This window comes from Rhodanobacter sp. C03 (genome assembly GCF_002001175.1).
Lineage (GTDB): Bacteria > Pseudomonadota > Gammaproteobacteria > Xanthomonadales > Rhodanobacteraceae > Rhodanobacter.
This window is the reverse complement of sequence record NZ_MUNT01000002.1, coordinates 49,025-68,661: the sequence shown is the minus strand read 5'-3', so window position 1 is coordinate 68,661 and position 19,637 is coordinate 49,025. Positions and strand designations below refer to the sequence as shown.

Annotated in this window: 20 protein-coding genes; 15 read left to right on the top strand and 5 right to left on the bottom strand. The window is 62.2% G+C overall.

Annotated features, from left to right (window positions below):
* Positions 1-279 precede the first annotated feature (279 nt).
* Positions 280-1,518: a crosslink repair DNA glycosylase YcaQ family protein gene (locus tag B0E48_RS06285; RefSeq protein WP_077517136.1), complete on the top strand. Its 1,239-nt coding sequence runs from the start codon at positions 280-282 to the stop codon at positions 1,516-1,518.
* A gap of 13 nt (positions 1,519-1,531) precedes the next feature.
* Here B0E48_RS06285 and B0E48_RS06280 read toward each other — a convergent pair whose 3' ends face one another.
* On the bottom strand, positions 1,532-2,023 hold the full coding sequence (locus B0E48_RS06280; protein ID WP_077517134.1) for a hypothetical protein: 492 nt from the start codon (positions 2,021-2,023) through the stop codon (positions 1,532-1,534).
* 352 nt (positions 2,024-2,375) lie between these two features.
* Here B0E48_RS06280 and B0E48_RS06275 point away from each other — a divergent pair, with 352 nt between their 5' ends.
* From B0E48_RS06275 to B0E48_RS06250, 6 genes are all read left to right on the top strand, one after another.
* A complete protein-coding gene (locus B0E48_RS06275; RefSeq protein WP_077517132.1) occupies positions 2,376-2,585 on the top strand; it encodes a cold-shock protein in 210 nt (69 codons plus the stop codon).
* A gap of 264 nt (positions 2,586-2,849) precedes the next feature.
* Positions 2,850-3,059: a cold-shock protein gene (locus B0E48_RS06270; protein WP_077517130.1), complete on the top strand. Its 210-nt coding sequence runs from the start codon at positions 2,850-2,852 to the stop codon at positions 3,057-3,059.
* A gap of 80 nt (positions 3,060-3,139) precedes the next feature.
* Positions 3,140-4,081: an alpha/beta fold hydrolase gene (locus B0E48_RS06265; RefSeq protein ID WP_077517128.1), complete on the top strand. Its 942-nt coding sequence runs from the start codon at positions 3,140-3,142 to the stop codon at positions 4,079-4,081.
* Between the two features lie 54 nt (positions 4,082-4,135).
* Positions 4,136-5,194, top strand: a complete 1,059-nt coding sequence (locus B0E48_RS06260) for an NADH:flavin oxidoreductase/NADH oxidase (RefSeq protein WP_077517126.1) — start codon at positions 4,136-4,138, stop codon at positions 5,192-5,194.
* A 15-nt stretch (positions 5,195-5,209) separates the two neighbouring features.
* Complete coding sequence (locus B0E48_RS06255) at positions 5,210-6,082, top strand: pirin family protein (protein WP_077517148.1); 873 nt, start codon at positions 5,210-5,212, stop codon at positions 6,080-6,082.
* A gap of 32 nt (positions 6,083-6,114) precedes the next feature.
* Positions 6,115-6,417 (top strand): DUF962 domain-containing protein, encoded by a 303-nt coding sequence (locus tag B0E48_RS06250; protein ID WP_077517124.1) that lies wholly within the window; start codon positions 6,115-6,117, stop codon positions 6,415-6,417.
* A gap of 12 nt (positions 6,418-6,429) precedes the next feature.
* Here the strand turns inward: B0E48_RS06250 and B0E48_RS06245 are convergent, their stop codons facing one another.
* Positions 6,430-6,819 (bottom strand): cytochrome c, encoded by a 390-nt coding sequence (locus B0E48_RS06245; protein ID WP_077517122.1) that lies wholly within the window; start codon positions 6,817-6,819, stop codon positions 6,430-6,432.
* 154 nt (positions 6,820-6,973) lie between these two features.
* Between B0E48_RS06245 and B0E48_RS06240 the strand changes: the two genes are divergently transcribed.
* Positions 6,974-7,759, top strand: coding sequence for a tRNA threonylcarbamoyladenosine dehydratase (locus B0E48_RS06240; RefSeq protein ID WP_077517120.1), 786 nt, complete (start codon positions 6,974-6,976; stop codon positions 7,757-7,759).
* 138 nt (positions 7,760-7,897) lie between these two features.
* Here B0E48_RS06240 and phbB read toward each other — a convergent pair whose 3' ends face one another.
* Together phbB and gluQRS are read right to left on the bottom strand one after the other, a co-directional pair.
* The gene (gene phbB, locus B0E48_RS06235; RefSeq protein WP_077517119.1) at positions 7,898-8,638 is read right to left on the bottom strand and encodes an acetoacetyl-CoA reductase; all 741 of its coding nucleotides are present in this window, start codon (positions 8,636-8,638) and stop codon (positions 7,898-7,900) included.
* A gap of 109 nt (positions 8,639-8,747) precedes the next feature.
* Positions 8,748-9,611 (bottom strand): tRNA glutamyl-Q(34) synthetase GluQRS, encoded by an 864-nt coding sequence (gene gluQRS / locus B0E48_RS06230; protein ID WP_077517117.1) that lies wholly within the window; start codon positions 9,609-9,611, stop codon positions 8,748-8,750.
* Between the two features lie 148 nt (positions 9,612-9,759).
* Between gluQRS and htpX the strand changes: the two genes are divergently transcribed.
* From htpX to B0E48_RS06215, 3 genes are all read left to right on the top strand, one after another.
* Entirely contained in the window at positions 9,760-10,653 is an 894-nt protein-coding gene (gene htpX, locus B0E48_RS06225) for a protease HtpX (RefSeq protein WP_077517115.1), read from the top strand.
* A 99-nt stretch (positions 10,654-10,752) separates the two neighbouring features.
* Entirely contained in the window at positions 10,753-12,621 is a 1,869-nt protein-coding gene (htpG, locus tag B0E48_RS06220) for a molecular chaperone HtpG (RefSeq protein ID WP_077517114.1), read from the top strand.
* Between the two features lie 428 nt (positions 12,622-13,049).
* Positions 13,050-14,240, top strand: coding sequence for a PQQ-dependent sugar dehydrogenase (locus B0E48_RS06215; RefSeq protein WP_254423884.1), 1,191 nt, complete (start codon positions 13,050-13,052; stop codon positions 14,238-14,240).
* A 156-nt stretch (positions 14,241-14,396) separates the two neighbouring features.
* Here the strand turns inward: B0E48_RS06215 and B0E48_RS06210 are convergent, their stop codons facing one another.
* Entirely contained in the window at positions 14,397-14,768 is a 372-nt protein-coding gene (locus B0E48_RS06210; RefSeq protein WP_077517111.1) for a YciI family protein, read from the bottom strand.
* Positions 14,769-15,340: 572 nt separating this feature from the next.
* On the opposite strand from B0E48_RS06210, the gene B0E48_RS06205 reads away from it, so the two are divergent.
* From B0E48_RS06205 to B0E48_RS06190, 4 genes are all read left to right on the top strand, one after another.
* Positions 15,341-16,147, top strand: coding sequence for an isocitrate lyase/phosphoenolpyruvate mutase family protein (locus B0E48_RS06205; protein WP_077517109.1), 807 nt, complete (start codon positions 15,341-15,343; stop codon positions 16,145-16,147).
* 182 nt (positions 16,148-16,329) lie between these two features.
* Positions 16,330-18,156, top strand: coding sequence for a hypothetical protein (locus tag B0E48_RS06200; RefSeq protein WP_077517107.1), 1,827 nt, complete (start codon positions 16,330-16,332; stop codon positions 18,154-18,156).
* Positions 18,153-18,911: a hypothetical protein gene (locus B0E48_RS06195; RefSeq protein ID WP_077517106.1), complete on the top strand. Its 759-nt coding sequence runs from the start codon at positions 18,153-18,155 to the stop codon at positions 18,909-18,911. Before B0E48_RS06200 ends, B0E48_RS06195 begins: the two co-directional genes overlap by 4 nt.
* The gene (locus tag B0E48_RS06190) at positions 18,908-19,630 is read left to right on the top strand and encodes a hypothetical protein (protein ID WP_077517104.1); all 723 of its coding nucleotides are present in this window, start codon (positions 18,908-18,910) and stop codon (positions 19,628-19,630) included. The genes B0E48_RS06195 and B0E48_RS06190 overlap by 4 nt, the downstream gene beginning before the upstream one ends.
* Positions 19,631-19,637: the final 7 nt, after the last annotated feature.

Here is a 19,637-nt window from a genome sequence, read left to right as displayed (position 1 = left end):
GGTGCATCCTGGGCCATCAGCGTGCCTGCAAACAGGAACGCCGCGACGGCGAGGGTGGACAAAAGCGGCTTGTGAGATTTCATCTTCGATACTCCATGCCAGAATACTTGCGAGAAAGTTGCTGAGGACATCCGCCATCGATACAGCGCAGAAATTCGAGCTGTCGGTTGCCGGACTTGAGGTCACGCTAGCAGGGACTTTGTAAATGCCGGCTCAATATCCTGATCAAGATGCCGTGAAGCTGCCGTGTCGTTGCACGCAGCTTCAGGTAATCGCCGCATGTTGAGCCTGGGGCAGGCGCGCCTGCTGCAGTTGTCGGCGCAAGGACTGTTGCAGCCGTTGCACCGTCGGCCACGTCGCAGCGACGTAGTGGCGACGATCGAACGCATGCGCCTGCTGCAGATCGACACCATCCACGTGGTTGCACGCAGCCCCTATCTGGTGCTGCATGCCCGGCTGGGCGACTATCCGATGGCGTGGCTGGACGAGGCGCTGGCGCAAGGGCAGCTGGTCGAATGCTGGGCGCACGAGGCGTGCTTCGTCGCTGCGGCCGATGTCGGCCTGCACCGTGGCTGGCTGGGTCAGCGTGGGAATCACTGGGCGCATCGGCATGCACAGCGCATGCATGGCGAGCAACGCGTCGAGATGGACGCATTGCTGGATGGCATTCGCAATACCGGCCCGGTCCGCGCGGCGGATTTCGAACGCAAGGGCGACACCGCGAAAACAGGCTGGTGGGAGTGGAAACCGGAGAAGCGCTGGCTGGAAGCCTGGTTTGCGCTGGGCGAGCTGATGGTGGCGCGGCGCGAGAACTTCCAGCGCGTGTACGACCTGGCCGCGAACGTGCTGGCCCGACTCGATCCTCCGTTCGATGCAGACACCGCGCCGCCCTCCGCGATGGATCTGCGGCAACGCTTCATCCTCGACAGCGTGCGCGCTCTGGGCGTGACCCAGTCTGCCTGGATCGCCGACTACTACCGGCTCAAGCCGGCCGTGACCGAGCGGGAACTGGCGCCGCTGCTGGTCCGTGGCGATTTGCTGAGCGTGCCGGTGCAAGGTTGGCCTGTACCGGGCTACGTACATCGCGATCATGCCGAGGTGCTGGGCCGGGCGTTGCAGGGGCGCCTGCGTGCCACCCACACCACACTGCTGTCGCCGTTCGATCCGCTGGTGTGGGATCGGGCACGGGCACGGGCAATGTTCGATTTCGAGTACACCATCGAGTGCTACACACCGGCGGCGAAACGTCGCTACGGCTACTTCGTGCTGCCGATCCTGCATCGCGGCCGGCTGATCGGCCGGCTGGATGCCAAGGCGCATCGCGGCGAGGGCGTGTTCGAGGTCAAGGTGCTGTTCCTGGAGTCCGGCGTGACGCCCGAACCGGCGCTGATACAGGCGGTTTCCGCAGCCATCGCCCACACCGCGCGCTGGCATGGCACGCCGGATATCAGGTTGGGTCGCACCGAGCCGGTGAGCGTGGCGAAGGCATTGCGGGCGGCTTGGCGGGCCGGAGCATAGGTCTGGGCAGCTGTTACGGCGTACTGCCGGCCGGCGCCGGGTTCACTGCGCACGACTTGCCATTCAAGGCCTCGCGCAGCACGACAGCCAGCGAATTGCAGCGGGCGGCCAGCTGCGGACGGATATCCGGGTTTTCCGAATCGAGCAGCAGGCTGGTGCGCATGGCTTCGTAGCGCTTCGGCAATTGATCCGCCGTGTAGATGCCTGCCGCGCGGTGGCAGGCCATATAGCTGGACAGATAATCGTCACAGGCCGGAATGCCGGTTTGGGCGGGCAGGTTGACGTTCTCGACGGTCACATGGCCTTTGGGGGTCGCCGGAGTCGTACTGTGGCGCGGACTGCGTACGGCACTACTGCTACCGGCAGTTGCCGGAGTCGAGGTGGTTGCTGTTGTGGACGTTGTCGCAACTTTCGGTGTGGTTCGGGCCGCCGGTTGGTGGGCACAGCCAGCCAGCAGCAGGCCGGCGATGATGCCGGACAGGGTCAGTCGGGGCAGGGTGGGCATGCTCGGTGCTCCTCGGTGGGTGATCCAGCTGGAAAGGGCAAAACGATTCGGCGGTATCGGACGGACTCACACTAGACCGCGTTCGAGGTAAACAAAATCTGAATTTGTCATCCGGCGGACAAAATCAATGAAACCGATTTCATTCCATGCAGCCGTCTGCAATATCGCATCCCCCCGGTTCTGCCGCTATGCTTTGCCGACTGTGTTTGCCGGGGTCAGCAGAGTTTGTGACCCGATGCAGCTGATCCGCGATCTGCCTCATCGTTCACCCCAGGATTGTTTCCTTGCATACCAGTAAGTCGGCCTGCCGCATGGTGCAGGTTGAGTCTATAAACCCAGTGGAGTGATTAACATGTCTGATCGTCAGATCGGTACCGTCAAGTGGTTCAACGACGCCAAGGGCTTCGGTTTCATTGCCCGTGACAATGGCCCCGACGTTTTCGTGCATTTCCGGGCAATTACAGGTTCGGGTTTCAAGAGCCTGCAGGAAGGTCAGCAGGTCTCCTTCACGGTGGTGCAAGGCCAGAAGGGGCTGCAGGCCGACGAAGTGTCCGCGGCCTGATAACCGTTTCAGATACAAGGAAAACCGGGCGCCGCTGCCCGGTTTTTTCTTGCCCGGATAATGGCCATGACAATCTGCTTGACAAATCACTTGTTTGCTGAAAATCCGTTATGCTTGGGGCACTGTGTCTGCTCGGTGATGTGCGTGTCCGGTATGGGGTTTCCTGAATCCCTATCGTTACAGCCGACCCTTCGCATGCCCAGTAAGTCGTCGACCCGTTGGGGTCGGTTTGTCCAAGCGCCTGGTAATGGATCGGAGTGAGTCATGTCGGATCGTGAAGTAGGTACAGTCAAGTGGTTCAACGACGCCAAGGGTTTCGGCTTTATCAGCCGCGAAAATGGCCCTGACGTGTTTGTGCATTTCCGCGCCATCACCGGCACGGGATTCAAGAGTCTGCAGGAAGGGCAGAAAGTGAGCTTCAAGGTCGTCGACGGCCAGAAGGGCCTGCAGGCCGAAGACGTCACCGCAGCTTGATGGCGGCGGTGGCATCCGGAAGAGGCCGGCGCAAGCCGGCCTCTTTTGTGATGGGCATGACCATTCGCTAGCCTGCCGACATGTCCATTTCCTTTTCCAATCAGGCCCCCTGTCCGCTGCCGGCAGCAACTGCCGCATCGATCGCGCAGGCCATCATCCCGGTTGCGGTCGACGACGGCGCACGCTTCGAATTGTTGTGTGTCCAGCCGGTCGGCGCATGGCGCCAGCTGCTTTACTGGCTGCCGGCGATGGGCATTCCCGCCAGGCATTACCTGCCGCTGGCCGAGGCGCTGGCCGCGCACGGCGTGGCGGTGGTTGTGCACGAATGGCGCGGCATCGGTTCCAGCAATCGACGCGCAGGGCATCGGGACGATTGGGGTTATCGCGAGTTGTTGGCGCATGACCTGCCGGCAGCGCTGGCCGTTGTGCGTACGCGCTGGCCGCAGGCAGCCTGCTGGCTGGGTGGGCACAGTCTGGGCGGCCAGCTGGGTTCGCTGTATGCCAGCCTGCACCCGTCTGAACATGCCGGCTTGGTGCTGGTGGCCAGTGGTTCACCGTACTGGCGTCGCTTCCGCTTTGGCGGCCTGATCGGTATGGCTTATGTCCTTGCGCCATGGCTGGCCGCCTTGGTGGGTTATCTGCCCGGACGTCGGATCGGTTTCGCCGGCAATGAGGCGCGCGGGGTGATTGCCGACTGGGCCCGCAGCGGTCGCACCGGTCGCTATGCAGCCGCCGGGATGGCGCAGGATTTCGAGCAGGCATTGGCCGCATTGTCGTTGCCGACATTGGCATTGCGCCTGCACGACGACTGGCTGGGACCGCAGGCGTCGCTGGATTGGCTGTTCGACAAGATGCCGCGGGCCAGCCGCCGCGTGGAGGTCATCACGTCACACGACCTCGACGACAGGCCGGCCGATCATTTCGGCTGGATGAAGACTCCGCAGCCAATCGCCGCCCGCATCGCCGGCTGGATCGCGACACAGGAAGCAGTGCCGAGCGCGCGTACTCATCCGGCCGCTTGATCCGCTGCAAGGCTGCCTGCATATCGATGGGCTGACTCCACGCGGAAATACCCCATGAACCTGTTCGAGCCGTTCGCCCAGCGCAGCCTCAGCCTGCGCAACCGTCTGGTGATATCGCCGATGTGCCAGTACTCGGCCATCGACGGCGTGCCGAATGACTGGCATATGGTGCACCTGGGCAGCCGTGCCGTCGGCGGTGCCGCGGTGGTGATCGCCGAGGCCACCGCGATTTCGGCGCAGGGACGCATCTCGCCGCAGGACACCGGCCTGTGGAACCAAGCCCAGCAGGATGCGTGGCAGCCGATCGTCCGCTTCATCAAGGCAGAGGGTGCGATCGCCGGCATTCAGTTGGCGCACGCCGGACGCAAGGCCAGCACGTTGCGTCCGTGGGAAGGGCATGGCCCGGTGCCGCCCGGACAGGGCTGGTTGACCGTGGCGCCGTCGGCGTTGCCGTTCGATAAAGGCTGGAACGTGCCGCAGGCGCTGGACGAAGCAGGTATTCGTGCTGTGGTCGCGGATTTTCGCGCAGCCGCGCAGCGGGCTTTGGTGGCTGGCTTCCAGTTGATCGAGCTGCATGCGGCGCACGGCTACCTGCTGCACCAGTTCCTGTCGCCGCTGAGCAACCAGCGCAGTGACAGCTACGGCGGCAGTTTCGAGAATCGCAGCCGCCTCGTGCGCGAAGTGATCACCGCGGTGCGCGAGGTGTGGCCGGCCGAGTTGCCGCTGTGGCTGCGTATCTCCGCCACCGACTGGGCTGAGGAAGGCGGTTGGGATATCGAGCAGAGCGTGCAGCTGGCGCAGCAGGTGAAGCCGCTCGGCGTCGATCTGATCGACGTCTCCAGCGGCGGCCTGCTGCCGCATGTGACGATTCCGCTGGCGCCCGGTTACCAGGTGCCGTTTGCCGCGCGTATCCGCCGCGAAGCCGGCATCGCCACCGGCGCGGTGGGCCTGATCACCGAGGTCGAACAGGCCGCGGAGATCGTCGCCAACGGCGAAGCCGACGTGGTATTGATGGCGCGCGAAAGCCTGCGCGATCCGTATTTCCCGCGCCGGGCGGCACAACAACTCGATGCAAAAATCGAAGCGCCGATCCAGTATCGGCGCGCCTGGTAAGCGACGGAGAACATGATGGAAGCAAACCCGACCCTGATCGAAGGCCGCCTGCACGATCTCGGCGATGGCTTCACCGTGCGGCGGATGCTGCCCGTGCTGCAGGCGCGCCATGTCGGTCCCCTGGTGTTCTTCGACCACATGGGGCCGGCGACGTTTGCGCCCGGCAGTGGTCTGGACGTGCGGCCGCATCCACATATCGGGCTGGCCACGGTGAGCTGGCTGTTCGACGGCGCGATCCGTCACCGCGACAGCATCGGCAGCGTGGCCGACATTCGTCCCGGTGAAGTGAACTGGATGACCGCCGGGCGCGGCATCGTGCATTCGGAGCGCACGCCGCCGGACGAACGTCGCGACGGACAGGCGCTGCATGGCGTGCAGATCTGGGTGGCGCTGCCGCAGGCCGACGCCGAGGTCGCACCGGAATTTCACCACCATGAGCGCGCCACCTTGCCGACAATCCGTCAGCCCGGCATGCAGGCGGTGCTGATTGCCGGCAGCGCGTACGGACAGGAGTCGCCAGTCAAGGTGTTCGCGCCGATGTTCCTGCTCGAGGTGCAGTTGGCCGCTGGCACCGAGCTGGCGTTGCCGCAGGAGCATGTCGAGCGCGGTGTTTTCGTCGTCGACGGTGCGGTGCGCTGGGGCGAGCTGGAGCTTGGCGCCACCCAGATGGCCGTGCAGACCGGAGCTTCGGCACCGTCGCTGCGCGCGGACGAGGCGAGCAGGCTGCTGCTGTTCGGCGGTGCACCGCTGGATGGCGAGCGGCACCTGTGGTGGAACTTCGTCGCCAGCACCAAGGAGCGCATCGAGCAGGCCAAGCGCGACTGGCAGGCGCAGCGTTGGGGGAAGGTGGTGGGCGACGAGGACGAGTTCATTCCGCTGCCGGAATAATCGGGTCAATCAACCACGGAGCCCACGCGCACATGTCCAGCTTCAGCAGCTTCGCCGAGTTCTACCCGTTCTATCTGAGCGAACACAGCAACCGAAGCTGTCGTCGTCTGCATTTCATCGGCAGCAGTCTGGTGATCGTCGTGTTGCTGGTGGCGTTGTACACCGGCCAGCTGAGCTGGCTATGGCTGATGCCTGTGTTCGGTTACGGCTGTGCCTGGATCGGCCATTACGGCTACGAGAAGAACCGCCCGGCCACGTTCAAGCACCCGCTGTACAGCCTGCTCGGCGACTGGGTGATGTACGGGCAGATGCTGCGCGGGAAAGTCAGCTTCTGAGCGCGGGATGCCTCAGCGGTATTTCTGGTGACAGCTCTTGCAGGTGTCGTTGATCGGCTTGATCGCCGCGGCGAGTGCCGCGCAATCCGCAGGCGCGGACTGCAACGCCTGCTGCAGGTGATCCTGCAACTGGCTGGCGTCGTCGGTAAAGTCCTTTTCGGTCACGCCGAATACCGGCACGATGTCGGTGGCGGTGGACTGCAGGCGCTGCAGGTGATGCTGGATGCTGGCCGCTTCGCACTGCTTCGCCTTCAGCGCATGCCCCAGTTCGCCCATGTGATAACCCATGGTGTGCATCACCGCCTTCGGCATTGGGTTGCGTGCACTCAGCGTGCTCATGACGTTGACCGTACCGATCACGCCAATCACCAGGCCCAGCAGGATCAACAGAGCGACGCGCATCGATTCGGTTCCACAGCTGCCAAGGAAGGCGGCAAGAATAACCCGTGCCGATGCGTTGCATCCACGCAGGCGCGATAATGACGGTTACATCGCAGCAGGATTACCCCGTGGTATTCGCAGAAACCCCCAGATACACCAACGGCGGCATGCCGGCATGAGTGCGCCGGATTTCCCGCTTGAACGCTTTGCCGGAGTCGAACGCCTGTACGGCATCGGCAGCGTGGCCACGCTGGCGCAGACGCATGTGTGCGTGATCGGTATAGGCGGCGTCGGTTCGTGGGCGGCCGAGGCACTGGCGCGCAGCGGCGTGGGCCGGCTCACTTTGATCGACGCCGATGAAGTCTGCGTGTCCAATACCAACCGCCAGCTGCATGCGCTGGATGGCGAGTTCGGCAAGTCCAAGGTCGGTGTGATTGCAGCGCGAGCGCAGGCGATCAATCCGGCAATCCAGCTCGATCCGATCGAACGTTTCCTCACGCCATCGACGCTGGACGAGTTGCTCGATCGCGGCTACGACGTGGTGCTCGATGCCTGCGACGCGTTCCGCGTGAAGCTGGAGACGATCGCCTGGTGTCGCCGGCGCAAGTTGCCGATCGTCAGTGTGGGCTCGGCCGGCGGGCGTACCGATTCCACCCAGATCCGCGTGCGCGATCTGTCGCGCACCGAGCACGACGCGATGTTCAGCCTGATCCGCAAGAAGCTCCGCACCGACTTCAATTTTCCGCGCAACCCGGATCGCTACTTCGGCGTGTCGGCGGTGTACTCGCTGCAGAACGTGCAGTACCCGCAGCCGGACGGCACGGTGTGCGGCAATCGTCCGCCGGGTGGCGATGTGTTGAATCTGGCCTGCGGTGGAGGGCTTGGCGCCGCCACCCATGTCACCGGTGCGTTCGCATTCGCAGCGGTGGGCAAGGTGCTGGAGAAATTGTTGGGGAAATGAAGCGGCGAACCCAGCGGTTCGAGCCAGCTCCTCCGGCAGGAGCGTTGTAGGAGCGACTTCAGTCGCGATGCTTTTCCCGTGCTACCGAAAGACAGGCCAAGAGCATCGCGGCTGAAGCCGCTCCTACAGGGCATGCGCTTACCAACCCATGTAATGCCCGCCATTGATCGCCAGGTTCGCCCCGGTGATCCAGCTGGCCTGATCGCCGGCGAAGAACGCCACCGCATGCGCGATTTCATCGGGGCGGCCAAGCCGCCCCACCGGGATCTGCGCCACGATCTTCTCGCGCACTTCCTCGGGTACTGCCATCACCATGTCGGTGCCGACATAGCCGGGCGAGACGGTGTTGACGGTGATGCCGAACTTTGCGTTCTCCTGCGCCAGCGAGATGGTGAAGCCGTGCATGCCAGCCTTCGCCGCGGCGTAGTTGGCCTGGCCGTACTGGCCCTTCTGGCCGTTGATCGAGCTGATCTGCACGATGCGGCCCCACTTGCGCGCGCGCATGCCGTCGATCACCGGGCGGGTGACGTTGAAGCAGGCGTTCAAGTTGGTGCTGATCACGTCCGTCCACTGCTGGTAGTTCATCTTGTGGAAGGTGCTGTCGCGGGTGATGCCGGCGTTGTTGACCAGGATGTCGATCGGGCCGCATTTTTCCTCGATGGCGCGGATCATCACGTCGCAGGCGGTCGGGTCGGTGACGTCGCCCTGCACCATGCAAACCTCGATGCCGTCCTTCGCCATCGCGTCATGCCACGCCTCGGCCTTGGCCTGATCGCGGTAATTGGTGGCGACCCGATGCCCCTGGCTGGCGAGGTAGCGGATGATCGCGCTGCCGATGCCGCCGGTGCCGCCCGTGACCAATGCCGTGCGCTGTGTCATGTCCCTGATCTCCTGTGAAGGTAAAGCCGAAGGCTGTCGCGTCGGAGCATGCCAGGCCAAGGTTGCAGCCATGGTCACGAAGCCGGCGCGCATGCGCAGTTATAGCGTTTCAGGCGACAGAGTGACCGCTGCAGTGCGGCAAAGCGGCCGGATCGAAAGCCACCCATGCCTGCGCCAGTAAATCGCCTGCATCGCTCGCGTCCGTCGGCGGCAGTCGCAGGAAGGCCAGTGCTCGCCGCAGTGCCGGCAGCGGATTGGTAGGGTCGACCGGGAAAGCCTGTTCGGACTTCGACAGCTTGCGGCCGCCGGCATCCAGCACCAGCGGCAAGTGGCGATAGTCTGGTGTCGGCAGGCCCAGGCAGCGCTGCAGCCAGATCTGCCGCGCGGTGGAATCGAGCAGGTCGCTGCCGCGCACCACCTCGGTGATGCCCTGGAACGCATCATCGACCACGCAGGCCAGCTGGTAGGAGTAGTAGCCCTCGACCCGCTTGATCACGAAATCGCCCGCGCTCTCGCGCAGGTTCTGCTGTTGCGGACCTTGCAGCGCATCGTCGAACACCACGTCGATATCCGGTATGCGTAGTCGCCACGCCGGTGGCCGATCCGGTTCGGGCGGCGCGATGCAGGCGCCGTCGCGATGCATCCCGTTCGCGTCGGCCAGGTCGCTGCGGCTGCACCAGCAGGGAAACACCTGATCGGTCGCGCGTAGCTGCTCGAACGCCGCGTCGTAGGCGTCGATACGCTGCGACTGGAATAACGGTGGCGCGTCGGCGACCAGCCCGAATGCCGGCAGCGCCGCCAGAATGCTGGCCGCCGAGCCGGCGACTTCGCGCGGCGGGTCGATGTTCTCCATCCGCAGCAACCACTGCCCGCCGGCATGCCGGGCGCACAGCCAGCTGCCCACGGCAGCCACCAGCGAGCCGAAATGCAGATGCCCGGTGGGCGAGGGGGCGAAGCGGCCGCGATAGGTCATACGGCCATTTTAGGGTACGCAGCGTGCTCGACAGACGATGCCGACCCTTGAAACGGTGCCTGTGCGCCCCGAATTTTCATTCACGCGTCGGTGTCGACATCGGCGTGCATCCCCTTCATGACTGCCATAGATAGAAAGAGAGACAGCCATGCGTCGCATCGCATTGTTCATCGGTACCAACCTCGCCGTTCTGCTCCTGCTGAGCATCGTCTGCCACCTGTTCGGCATCGACCAGATGGCCGCGGCCCGCGGCTATGGCGGCATGGGCGGCCTGCTGGCCTACGCCGCCGTGTTCGGCATGGGCGGCGCCTTCATCTCGCTGGCGATGTCCAAGATGATCGCCAAGTGGTCGACCGGCGCGCGGGTGATCACCCAGCCGCAGAACGAAACCGAGCGCTGGCTGGTCGACACCGTGCGTCGCCACGCCCAGAACGCCGGCATCGGCATGCCCGAGGTGGCGATCTACGACGCGCCGGAAATGAACGCGTTCGCCACCGGCATGACCAAGAACCATGCGCTGGTCGCGGTCAGTTCCGGCCTGCTGCAACAGATGGATCGTGAGCAGATCACCGCCGTGCTCGGTCACGAGATCGGCCATGTGGCGAACGGCGACATGGTTACGCTGACCCTGATTCAGGGCGTGCTCAACACGCTGGTGATCCTGGCCGCGCGCATCGTCGGCCGGCTGGTCGACAGCTGGATGTCCGGCGGTCGTGACGACAACCGTGGTGGCGGTGGCATCGGCTACTTCGTGGTGGTGATGGTGCTGCAGGTGGTGTTCGGCCTGTTCGCCTCGATGATCGTGGCCGCGTTCTCGCGCTGGCGCGAATTCCGCGCCGATGCCGCGGGCGCCAAGTTCGCCGGTCGCGGCGCGATGATCTCCGCGCTGCAGCGGCTGCAGGCCAACCACGGCGAAAGCACCTTGCCCAACACCATCGCCGCCTTCGGCATCTCCGGCCCGCTGGCTGACGGCTTCAAGAAACTGTTCATGAGCCATCCGCCGCTGGACGAGCGCATCGCTGCACTGCAGAACGCCAGTTAGGCACGGCCAAGCCGTAAACTTTCAGATCCGTCATTCCGGCGTAGGCCGGAATGACGATCAAAAGAATTCAACATCCACGCATCAACGGAACATCCTCGCATGACCGCACCCGCCGAAACCCGCAAATTCGAAGCCGAAGTCGCCCAGGTGCTGCACCTGGTCACGCATTCGCTGTACTCGCACAAGGAGATCTTCCTGCGCGAGCTGATCTCCAACGCCTCCGACGCCTGCGACAAGCTGCGCTTCGAGGCGATCGCCAAGCCCGAGCTGATGGCCGGCGACAGCGAGCTGCATATCGACGTGAGCTGGGATCCGGACGCGCGCACCGTCACCATCCGCGACAACGGCGTCGGCATGGACCGCGACGAGGTGGTGGCGAACATCGGCACCATCGCCAGCTCCGGCACCAAGCGCTTCCTCGAGGCGATGTCGGGCGAACAGAAGGCCGATGCGAGGCTGATCGGCCAGTTCGGCGTGGGCTTCTATTCGGCCTTCGTGGTGGCCGACAAGGTCACCGTAATCACCCGCCGCGCCGATGCACCGGCGAGCGAGGGCGTGAAGTGGGAGAGCGACGGCAAGGGTGAGTATTCGCTGGAGCAGGTCGAGCAGGCCGGGCGCGGCACGTCCGTCATCCTGCACCTGAAGGCCGACGAGGACGAGTTCCTCAAGCGCTGGCAGTTGCGTTCGCTGATCACCAAGTACTCCGACCACGTCGCCTTCCCGATCCGCATGCCGGTGGAGAAGGACGGCAAGCCGACCGACGAATTCGAAACCATCAACGCCGCCTCGGCACTGTGGACCAAACCGAAGTCGGAGATCAGCGACGAGGACTACCAGAGCTTCTACAAGTCGCTCGGCCACGATTTCAACGACGCGCTGGCGTGGACGCACAACCGCGTCGAGGGCAGCCAGAGCTTCACCACCTTGCTGTACATCCCCTCGCAGCCACCGTTCGACCTGATGATGGGCGGCCGCGACGAGCGCAAGGGACTGAAGCTGTACATCAAGCGCGTCTTCATCATGGACGCGGCCGAAGAGCTGCTGCCGAACTACCTGCGCTTCGTGCGCGGCGTGGTCGATGCCGACGACCTGCCGCTCAACGTCAGCCGCGAGATCCTGCAGCAAAACCGCCAGCTCGAGCGCATCAAGTCCGCCTGCGTCAAGCGTGTGCTCGACCTGATCGAGAAACTGGCCAAGGACGAGCCGGAGAAATTCGCCACCTTCTACAAGGCCTTCGGCAACACGCTCAAGGAAGGCATCAGCGAAGACGCCAACAACCGCGAACGCATCGCCAAGCTGCTGCGCTTCGCCAGCACCAAGGGCGAAGGCACGCAGCAGAACGTTTCGCTGGACGATTACATCGGCCGCATGGCCGCAGGTCAGGAAGCCATTTGGTACATCACTGCCGACAGCTACGCCGCCGCCTTCGGCAGCCCGCAGCTGGAAGCGTTCAAGGCCAAGGGCATCGAAGTGCTGCTGATGTTCGACCGCATCGACGAATGGATGATCGGTTCCCTGAGCGAATACGAAGGCAAGAAACTCAAGAGCGCCGCCAAGGGCGACGTGCCACTGGACGAGGCGGACAAGGCGAAGCAGGAAGAAGCCACCAAGGAAGCCGAGCCGTTGCTGAAGAAGCTCAAGGAGCTGCTCGGCGATCGCGTTGGCGATGTGAAAGTCTCCGCGCGCCTCACCGATTCACCATCGTGCCTCGCCCTCAGCGATTACGAAATGGCCCCGCATCTGGCGCGTCTGTTGCGCGAAGCTGGTCAAGACATGCCGGAATCCAAGCCGACACTGGAGATCAATCCGCAGCATGCGCTGCTGAAGCGCGTCGAAGCGGAAACGGACGAGGCGAAGGCGAAGGATCTGGCGACGCTGTTACTGGAGCAGGCGGAGATTGCGGCGGGCGCGCAGTTGCCGGATCCGTCGGCGTTTGTGCAGCGGATGAATCGGGTGTTGTTGGGGTGATTGGCAACTCTCGTTGCCGAGATGAGAAGGCCGCCAGCTTGGCGGCCTTTTTTTTGGCGACACATCACCGCGCGTCATTCGGCGGTTTTCCCCCTCTCCTATGGGGAGAGGGCTGAGGTGAGGGGTGGGTGCTCGCGGGAATCTCACCTATCTGTCGCCCCAGCGAAGAGTCACCGCTGCGCCTTGTCGATCAGTAGCGCCTCTGCTGATAAGCAGTACTTGCCCTTACGTAATTGCGGAAGCCATCTGCGATGGGTTCGAGCGCAGAGAAGGAGTCCACATCGGTCTGGTCTTGCAAGGCGTCCGTGCGGCCCGGGTCGAAGGGAACCGTCACACCGAGACGGCATTCAGAGCACTAGGATGTAGCGGGTCACCGGGACGCAAGGAAACATATGCAAATGATGAAGCTGGTAACCGCAGGCGTCCTCATGGTTCTGCTGACAAGCGCCGCCCATGCGCAGACCAATGCGGGCGAACAGAAAGCCGATCCAAACCTTCCCTTCACCATCACGAAGGTGGCGAGCTTCGATCTGCCCTGGCGTATCGCATTCCTGCCCGATGGCCGCATGCTGGTGACCGAGAAGGTCGGCCGTGTCGATCTGGTCACCCAGCAAGGCGAGAAGACTGAACTCAAGGGTGTCCCGGCCAGCTATGTTGAAGGCCAGGACGGCATGCTGGGCGTATTCCTCTCGCCCCATTACGCCACCGACCACAATGTGTATCTCACCTATGTCGCGCCGGGTGACTACGGCGGCGGCCTGGCGATGGGTCGGGGCCGGCTCGTGCTGGACGGCAAGCAGCCCCGGCTGAACGGATTCCAGGTGCTATGGCGCCAGATGCCCACGGGCAAGGGCGGCCAGGCAGGCGCTCAAATCGCCTTCTCGCCGGATGGCAAGTACCTCTTCCTCACGGTGGGCGACCGCCAGCGCTTCACTCCAGCGCAGGATCCCAACCAACCGGTAGGCAAGATCCTGCGGCTGACGTTGGACGGGAAACCCGCGCCGGGCAATCCGTGGGCAGGCAAGGTCGGTTCCCACACCATTTCGTTGATCGATCCGCCAACCGATACCGAGAAAGCCAAGACTGCGCCGGTGGTCAGCACCTATACGTTCCCCGGGCCCAACCTGACGCCGGCCGAAACCTGGACCACCGGCCACCGCACACCTTATGGCCTCGCCTTCGCTCCCGATGGTCGACTGTGGGAACTCGAGCATGGCCCGCGCGGCGGCGACGAACTGAACCTGATCAAGCGTGGCAAGAACTACGGCTGGCCGCTGGTCTCCTATGGCGTCAACTACAACGGCGTGCCCATTCCCAGTCCTGATACGCGGCCCGATCTCGCCAAGCCCGTGATCTATTGGGTGCCGGTGATCGCGCCGGGCAATCTGATGTTCTACAAGGGCCACATCTTCTCGCAATGGAATGGCAGCGCCTTGATCAGCGGCCTGGCCAGCGAGGCAATTATTCGCGTCACGTTTGACGGAAACGGCGGCGCCACCGTGGCCCAGCGCTGGAGCATCGGCAAACGCATCCGCGATATCGAAGAGGCGCCGGACGGTTCGCTCTGGATGGTGGAAGACGCCGAGCCCGGCGGCCTGTTCCGCCTCACGCCGAAATAGTTCGGCGGATCAGCCGCCGAACATTATCGGCAATGTGTTGCATCCGCCGGTTGCATCCGCCGCCGGAAGCGGACATCGCCACGATGACTCACTAAGCCGTGAAGGTGTTTGTGGGGAAAGGGCCTCAAAGCAATCTTGAGGCGGGCGTCCAGGCCCTCATCGGGCGAGGTAGAAATCCATGGGGATAAGCTCGACGGCCCATCCGCCTTCTTCGCCCAGCGTGGCGGCCGGATGCATGGATGCGATGCGCAGCGCCTCGTCATGGCTGTCCGCCTCGATGATGAACAGGCCGCCCACCACTTCTTTCGATTCGGTGTAAGGCCCATCGCTGATGTGCGTCTTGCCGCTGCGCGGGCGAAGCGTCCTCCAGCTGTCCAGATCGCCAAGCGACGCGGAGACCAAAACCTTGCCGGTAGCGCGCATCTTCTCGTCCAATGCCGGGCACTGGCTCACCAATGCCTTGACGTCGTCTGGCGCCATCGCGGTGAATTTTTCGGGGGTGAAGTAGGCCAGGCCGAGGTATTTCATGGGAAATCCTTTTGAGTGGGGATGCATTGATGACGAAGCTGATGATCGGAAATCGACAATGCTCAGGGAGAGTTTGTAGCGGGTCTCGGCCAGCATGTCTGCTTTGGGTCGAATGGGACCTTTTCAGAATCTAACCATCGGCGCCAACCGGCGGGCTTTTTGTCTCCTCTCCCCTTTGGGGAGAGGGTCGGGATGAGGGGCGGGTGCTCGCCACGAACTCACCTGACGAAGCGAGTAGAAACAAGCAGAGCTTTCGTGCTCCTGTGGAGCGCGAGTCACTTTTCTTTTGCTTGTCCACGTGTGCGCGGGAGTGTGCACGAACAGCGAAGCTGGCCCGAAAGGCGTAGGGCAGGATGCCCGGAGTCAAAGAGAAGTGACCAAGAGAAAACGACATCCCGCTTGGCGCTTGCCGGGCATTCATACCCGACACCAGCTCACCGCTGCACAGGGGCCGCGGGTAAAGCGGCGGCCCATCCTTCCCGCACTCGGTGCACCTGCTGCCTGTTGCTGTTGCCGGGATAAAACTTCGAGCAGAATGCACGATCCGCATCGGCGATACATCGGAGGTCGACATGTCAGCGAACGCAGCCATCTTCCGTCAGTTGCATGGTGGCCCGCAGCCGCTGCGGTTACCCAATGCCTGGGACGCCGGCAGTGCCAGGTTGTTCGAAAGCCTGGGCGCCGCGGCCATCGCCACCACCAGCGCAGGTTTGGCCTGGGCGCTTGGCTACGCGGATGGGGGAAAGCTGCCGGTGGACGCCGCGATCCATGCCGCGGCCGGCATCGCGCGCGTCCTCACCGTGCCGTTGTCGGTCGACATGGAAAACGGCTACGCCGATGATGCCGCGACGGTAGGCGAGACGATCCGGCGACTGCTCGATGTCGGCATCGCCGGCATCAATATCGAGGACGGCGCTGGCGCGCCAGCCGTACTCGCCGCGAAAATCGAAGCGATCAAGAACACCGCCGCAAAGGCGGGTTCGGACATCTTCGTGAATGCACGCACCGACGTGTACTTGGCCAACCTGGTCGATGCCTCGCGGCGGGTCGATGAAGTGCTGTCACGCGGCGCGATCTATCGCGCGGCCGGTGCCGACGGCTTGTTCGTTCCCGGCCTGCACGAACCGGCGGAAATCCAGGCCATCGTGGCGGGGGCAGGCCTGCCGCTCAACGTGATGGCATGGCCGGGCCTGATGCCGGTCGACGAGCTGGGTCAGCTCGGCGTGCGGCGCTTCAGCGCAGGCTCCGGTATTTCGCAGATGCTCTGGGGCAAGGCGGAAACATTGGCGCGGAATTTTCTCGATAGTGGGCGTTCCGAGTCGCTGGCCACGGGTGCTATGCCTTACGGCCGAATCCAGGCTTTGTTCGCCGGAACGTAGAGCGGCGGCCCATCCTGGCCCGCACGTCGGGTGTCCGCTTGCAGATTGACCACCCTACGGAGTCAGTCAAATCAAATCGTGGCAACCCCTATCTGTATCGGGCCATGTCTTAGATGTGTTGCCTCATGGCAAGGTGTCGTGCACGATTCAGGATCGGAATTGCGGTCAGGGGGACTGCCAAAATGGAATTACTTTTTCGTCAGTTGCCAGCCAATGAGATGGAGCGCCCGCCGACGCAGCGGGATCAGTTCGATAACGATGATGTCGAATTGGTCGATGCCTTGGTGCGTGAATCCATTCAGAACTCGCTCGACGCGAATGACAGGAACCAGTGCGAAAGGGTTCGGGTCTGCTTCCGCGTCATGCAGTTCAGCGGGAGTGGGCTGAGCGATGTCTTAAACTTTCTCAAGGTGGAGCAGCTCAACCCTCATCTTTCCGCAACCGGTCTATCGATGCTCGACACATCTGAGGAGATGTCGGTTCTCACCGTGGAAGACTTTGGTACAACCGGATTGACAGGGTGCTGGGACGGTTGGGATCAAGCACCCTTTTGTGACTTTTGGCGAAGAATGGGGCGCTCGCACAAGGGTGGTCAGGCGCTAGGCCGGTGGGGCTTGGGGAAGTTGGTTTTTTCGAGTTCATCTCGAGCCCGCGTGTTTCTCGGGCTGACCGTTCGAAGCGATGATGGTGAGCCGCTATTGATGGGGCAGGCAGTCCTCACCCATCACACGCTGCCCGATGGGACAAGGCTCGACTCACATGCGTTTTATGCGGTGAGGGGAGATGAAGAGTTCCAGTTGCCGGAACGCACTCCCCAGACGATCCTTGCGTTCAAGGAGCTCTTCGCCCTGAAGAGGACGGATGAGCCTGGCCTTTCGATCGTGGTTCCAGCTTTGCGGGACAACATCACGCTCGACCGAATATGCCAAGGTGTTTTGCGGAACTACTTCTTTCCGATTCTCTTTGGCCGGCTTGAGGTTCAGGTTGGTGACGTCCTCATCAACGAATCTTCATTTGCGGAACTTGCCGAGAAGCTCGATGCCGAACACTTCTCCGGCGGTCATCTCGCTGCATTCATTCAGGAAATGAAATCCACTCGGGATCCGGGTTTTCGGCCTTCGCTTGTTCTGCCCGCAGATTGGCACAGGAAGGATATGGAGGCTGTTCTCGTGGATAGGCTCGAATCATTACGCCGGCAATTCAATGAAGGCGCCATGGTGATGGTCAGAGCGCCAGTTCTCATGAAGCGCAAAAACGGTGAGGAGTTCCCTTCCTTCATCGATGCGTTTCTCAAGCGCGCGCCGTCTGATCACCAGCCGCTGTATGTCAGGCACGCTATCGTGCTGAACGCGGAGCACAAGTATTTTCGGGCGCGCAAGGTTTTCGGTGCGTTGATCGCCGATGACAGGGCTGTATCCGAGTTTTTGGGGGATGCCGAGAATCCCGCACATACAGGGTGGTCTGCGTCCGCAGAAAAAGTAACTGGTAAATGGCGTAGTGCCGGGGATCGTCTGAAGGACATTCGCCAGCTCTTGAAAAAGCTTCACAACGTGTTGGTCAGTGCGGTGGAGACGCTAGACAAGGATGCACTGGTAAGCGTTTTTTCTTTGCCCACAGAGGATGGCTCCAAACAGGCGGCACCCAAGGGTACCGAGGCTCGTCCACCGAAAGTGCCACCTATTGAGCCCAGGCCTCGAAGCTATCGGTTGAGCGATCTCCCTGGCGGGTTCAAGTTGCAGGATGGGAAGATTTCTGAAGATGACCTCCCTATCACGATTCGTGTCCGTGCTGCCTATGACGTTTTGCGTGGTAACCCATTCAAGAAGCACACCGCAGCTGACTTCGACTTCGCGAAGAAAGGCGTCGAGATTGAATCTCTTGGAGCGGAAGTGAGTGCGGCTTCCGCAAACACCCTGCTGGTTGAGGTCAGGAAGACTCGCTTTGTGGTCAACGTGACGGGCTTCGACGCCAACCGTGACCTCATTATCGATGCGGAGAAAACGTCATGAGCCGCCGGTTCAACTACACAGGGCGGAAGAAGCTGCTGCGCACGGATGTGCGTATTCACGTGCAAGAGGCAAAAGGTGGGCATCCACAGTCTTTCACGGCAGAGGTGAAGATTCCGGTTGACTTGAAACTCGATCCGCAGGCGCGAGTTTACGTGGAGGCTTACATCGGTGCTTCGTCCATGCGCTTTGACTTCGGAACCGCGTCTGCGGTGACGCCACCGGATGACTGTTCACTCACCGACATTGATGAGGGTGCACCCGTTCTGTTCAGGGTTAGGGTGGTCGACGAGACCCAGCACGTCGGTCGTCTCCTTGCTTCCGCCAACGGCATCAGGCCTGAGGGCGAGAACGATGGCAAGCATAGAAAATCTCTGCTCCCATTGCGCAGTTGCGACTTGGGTGAAGAGGTCTGGCGGTTGGTCTTTGATCCAGACGCCGGTCCCGAATTGGCGGTCAACAGTCGCGTTCCTGGCATCATGGAACGACTCAAATCCGACTCCGTCCTGATGGGAATGATTTACCCAGAAGTTGTCCGCCAGATAGCTCGGCGGATCTGGGATGAAGACTCTGGTGTCCCTGAAGATGCTGAATGGTTTACTGACTGGAAGTTATGGCTGGAGGAGCAACTTGGTCGAGCTGTATCTGCGGATGAAGTGACTGACGTCGATGAGCTTGCGGATGACATGGCGAAGAATTTCGCTACCAAACACAAGTTTGCGACGGCCATGGCGGAGTTGTCGGGGGAGGAAGCATGACTACGGTACGGATTCTCAATGATGCAGGGTTGCAACGGTTCAAGGAATACATCGCTGCAGTAAAGACAGCTCCTAAACTGGAGCCACCCAGGGAAATCCTTGAAGATGGAAAGTTCTCCGAGCCATTTACACCTTCGCTAGAGGTGGAGCTGCAGCAGTTCGAGAACGCCTACGACTTCGGTGTGTACCTCAATACGGTGTTTGCAGACTGCGAGCCCAGAGAGATATCCCGCAACCACGCTTTATGGTCTTGGTTCGCGCTCTTCTTCTTCGATGTGATAGCCAAATCCAATACATCCGGGGCGCGGAAAATTCTCGAGGAAGCGGTCTATGTTCTCGATAAGCGATTCAGCTTCCAGCGCTACTACCGGCACTTGGTGAGGACACCTTGGCTCGCCGTCTACAAACACGGAGAAGTGGCCAAGGTTCTGCTTATAGCTGCCGCGGGCGGCACTCGTACAGAGGTGGGGGAGCAGCTCGGAGCGTATCCCGACCTTTTTGGTAGTGAGAACATCATCGCGGCGGCCTACCGGATGTACTTCGATGTTGATGCGCAAAAGCCAAAGCGTGGTACCAGCGGCAAGCTGGGAGGAACTCCCCGCAGGCTCACGGCAGTCGTCCGTCAACTTCAGCTCACGTATGACCTCAACGATTGTCCCGTCGATGAATTTCTGGGGCTTCTCCCCCGAGAATTCTCCAAGTGGTTGCCGTCTGCCTAGGTAGGGG